The 3,241-nt window shown below is 73.3% G+C and carries 3 protein-coding genes; 2 read left to right on the top strand and 1 reads right to left on the bottom strand.

What is annotated here, in order from left to right:
* The first annotated feature begins 155 nt into the window (after positions 1 to 155).
* Positions 156 to 1,172 (top strand): aspartate-semialdehyde dehydrogenase, encoded by a 1,017-nt coding sequence (locus tag AB8Z36_RS37350; RefSeq protein ID WP_369217826.1) that lies wholly within the window; start codon positions 156 to 158, stop codon positions 1,170 to 1,172.
* A gap of 78 nt (positions 1,173 to 1,250) precedes the next feature.
* On the opposite strand, the gene AB8Z36_RS37345 is transcribed toward AB8Z36_RS37350, so the two are convergent.
* Entirely contained in the window at positions 1,251 to 2,507 is a 1,257-nt protein-coding gene (locus tag AB8Z36_RS37345; protein ID WP_369217825.1) for an MFS transporter, read from the bottom strand.
* A 74-nt stretch (positions 2,508 to 2,581) separates the two neighbouring features.
* Here AB8Z36_RS37345 and AB8Z36_RS37340 point away from each other — a divergent pair.
* Positions 2,582 to 3,241 (top strand): LysR family transcriptional regulator (locus AB8Z36_RS37340; RefSeq protein ID WP_369217824.1); only part of this gene is annotated, 660 nt, incomplete at its 3' end.

Below are 3,241 nucleotides of genomic sequence, written 5' to 3'. Positions count from 1 at the left end.
GCGCAGGCACCCTCGTCCGGGCCCTTTCGAATGTGGCGTCCCGCACCTCGGACAATGGATTGGACAACGCGGCACTGGAGAGACGCATCATTGAGCCACCCCGCAACAGACCGGCCGAGGTCACGAGGCCGCACACCCATACGGAGGAAGTCCCTGTGAAGGTCGGAATCGTCGGAGCCACCGGTCAGGTCGGCAAGGTCATGCGCAAGATCCTCGCCGAGCGTGAGTTCCCGGCCGACGAGCTGCGCCTCTTCGCCTCGGCCCGCAGCGCCGGGACAGTCGTCGACGGCGTGACCGTCGAGGACGCCTCCACGGCCGACTACACGGGCCTGGACATCGTCCTGTTCTCGGCGGGCGGCGCCACCTCCAAGGCCCTCGCCGAGAAGGTCGCCTCGCAGGGCGCCGTCGTGATCGACAACTCCTCCGCGTGGCGCCGCCACCCCGAGGTCCCCCTCGTCGTCTCCGAGGTGAACCCGCACGCGATCAAGGACCGCCCCAAGGGCATCATCGCCAACCCGAACTGCACGACGATGGCCGCGATGCCCGTCCTGAAGCCGCTGCACGCCGAGGCGGGCCTCGAAGCGCTGGTCGTCGCCACCTACCAGGCGGTCTCCGGCTCCGGCCTCGCCGGTGTCGAGGAGCTGTACCAGCAGGTCGCGAAGGTCGGCGAGGACGCCCCGAAGCTCACCCACGACGGCTCCTCGGTCGATTTCCCCGAGCCCGACAAGTACGTCGCGCCGATCGCGTACAACGTCCTGCCGATGGCCGGTTCCCTCGTCGACGACGGCCTGAACGAGACGGACGAGGAGCAGAAGCTCCGCCACGAGTCCCGCAAGATCCTGGAGATCCCGGAGCTCAAGGTCTCGGGCACCTGTGTGCGCGTCCCCGTCTTCACCGGCCACTCCCTCCAGGTCAACGCCCGTTTCGCGCGTCCGCTGAGCCCCGAGCGCGCCACCGAGATCCTTGAGGCGGCCGAGGGCGTCGTCGTCACCGAGGTTCCGACGCCGCTGGTCGCCGCGGGCAAGGACGACTCCTTCGTGGGCCGCATCCGCCCCGACGAGACCGTCGAGAACGGCCTCGCCTTCTTCATCTCCGACGACAACCTCCGCAAGGGCGCGGCGCTGAACGCCGTCCAGATCGCGGAGCTGGTCGCGGCGGAGCTCAAGAGCTGAGTACGCACGGAACACGGGCTGGGTCCGCACCGCGTACGGACTGAGTCCGGCCCGTACGCCGTCCGGGGCGGTCATCCCTCACTCAGGGGTGGCCGCCCCTTTCGCGCGCCCCACCGCGACAAGCGCCAGGACGGCGAGCGCCCCGCCGAGCCAGAGGGCGGCACCGGCACCGCGGCTGTCCGCGACCCGGCCGCCCGCGAAGGCGCCGAGCGCGATGGCCACGTTGAACACCCCGGCGAAGAGCGCGGAGGCGGCCTCGCGGGCGTGCGGGGCGGCGGCCATCACCCAGTTCTGGGCGGAGACCGAGACCCCGCCGTACGCGAGGCCCCAGGCCATGAGCAGCGGGGCGGACACGGCGAGCGAGCCGCCCGCCGGGACGAGCAGGAGCACCACCGCGCCGAGCCCCGCGCAGATGGCGAGCAGCGCCCTGCGCGGATCGCGGGCGGCGACGGCGCCGCCCGTGAAGTTGCCGACGACACCGGCGGTGCCGTAGGCGAGGAGCAGCGCGCTGATCAGCCCAGGGCCGATGCCGGGCACCCGTTCGAGGACGGGCCGTACGTAGGTGTACGCGGCGAAGTGCCCGGTCACGAGCAGCGTGACGGCGAGGAGCCCGCCCCGCAGCCGCCGTACCCGCAGCAGCCCGGCGAACCCCCCGAGCCGCACCGCCTGACCGGCGGGCAGCGGCGGCAGCAGCGCCGCGAGCAGCCCGGCCACGCCCAGCGCGAGCGCGGCGAGGGCGGCGAACGCCCAGCGCCACCCGGTCAGCTCGCCGAGGAGCGTTCCGGCGGGCACGCCGAGCACGGAGGCGACGGCGATCCCGCTGAAGATCACCGCGGTGGCGCGCCCGGCGCCCGCCGCCCCGGCCAGCCGCGCCCCGAGCCCGGCGGCGATGGCCCACACCCCGCCGATGCAGACACCCACCAGGACCCGCGCGCCGAGCAGCACGCCGAAGGAGGGGGCGAGCGCGGAGGCCGCGTTGGCGGCGGCGAGCAGGACGAGCAGCGCGCCCAGGACCGTACGCCGGTCGGCGCGGCGCACCGCGACGGGCAGCAGCAGGGCGGCGAACGCGGCGACGACCCCGGGCAGCGTGACGGCGAGACCGGCGGTGCCGTCGGAGACCCCGAGGCCGGAGCCGATGGGGGTGAGGAGCCCGACGGGCAGCATCTCCGTGGTGACGACGGAGAAGGTGGCGACGGCGAGGGCGAGGACGGCGCCCCGCGGCGGTGCGGGTGCGCCGACGCCGTCGCGCGCAAGGACCGCAGGGACACTGGTACTGCTGCGGATGCTGACATCGATGCTGGTGCTTGTGCTGGTACCGCTGATGCTCTGTGACATGCCATCCACCCTGGGGCGGCCCCCGGAGGGGAACAACGCCGCAGTTCTCATCCTTGTATGAGCCAGACTCATCGATGCGGCGAGCAGCACAGAGGAGGCGCTCCGTGGGAGCGGTGGAGCGTGGCCTGGAGATGCGCGAGCTGGAGTGCTTCCTGGTGCTCGCCGAGGAATTGCACTTCGGCCGGACCGGTGAACGGTTGTACGTCTCGCAGAGCCGCGTCAGCCAACTGCTGGCGGCTCTGGAGCGACGGATCGGCGCCCGCCTCGTCGAGCGTACGAGCCGCCGGGTCGCGCTGACCCCGCTCGGCGAGCAGTTCCTCGCCGGGCTGCGTCCCGCGTACGAGGAGTTGGCGTCGGCGGTCGAACGGGCGAGCCGGGCGGCGCGGGGTGTGACGGGCACGCTGCGGATCGGCTTCCAGGGGACGGCGGACGCGCGTCTGATGGCGGCGATGGCGGCGTTCCAGGAGCGTCATCCGGCCTGCGCGACGCGGATCGTGGAGATCCCGTTCTCCGATCCCTTCGGCGCGGTGCGGCACGGCGAGGTGGCCACGGCGGTCGTGCTGCTGCCGGTGGCCGAGGCGGATCTGGTCCTCGGCCCGGTCTTCTCGCGGGAGCGCCAGTCGGTGGCGGTACCGGCGGCACACGGGTATGCGGGGCGGGACCTGCTGACGGCGGCGGAGCTGCGGGAACTCCCCCTCATCGCCGCGACGCCCCCGCCCCGCCGCCACCAGCGT

It is taken from the genome of Streptomyces flavofungini, from assembly GCF_041028215.1.
Classification (GTDB): domain Bacteria; phylum Actinomycetota; class Actinomycetes; order Streptomycetales; family Streptomycetaceae; genus Streptomyces; species Streptomyces flavofungini_B.
Note: the sequence above shows the minus strand (reverse complement) of the source record. Positions and strands in the feature narration are given on the sequence as shown.

What these genes read in the sequence shown, in the direction of transcription:
- AB8Z36_RS37345 (WP_369217825.1), bottom strand. Translation starts at nt 2,507, where the DNA reads ATGTCACAGAGCATCAGCGGTACCAGCACAAGCACCAGCATCGATGTC.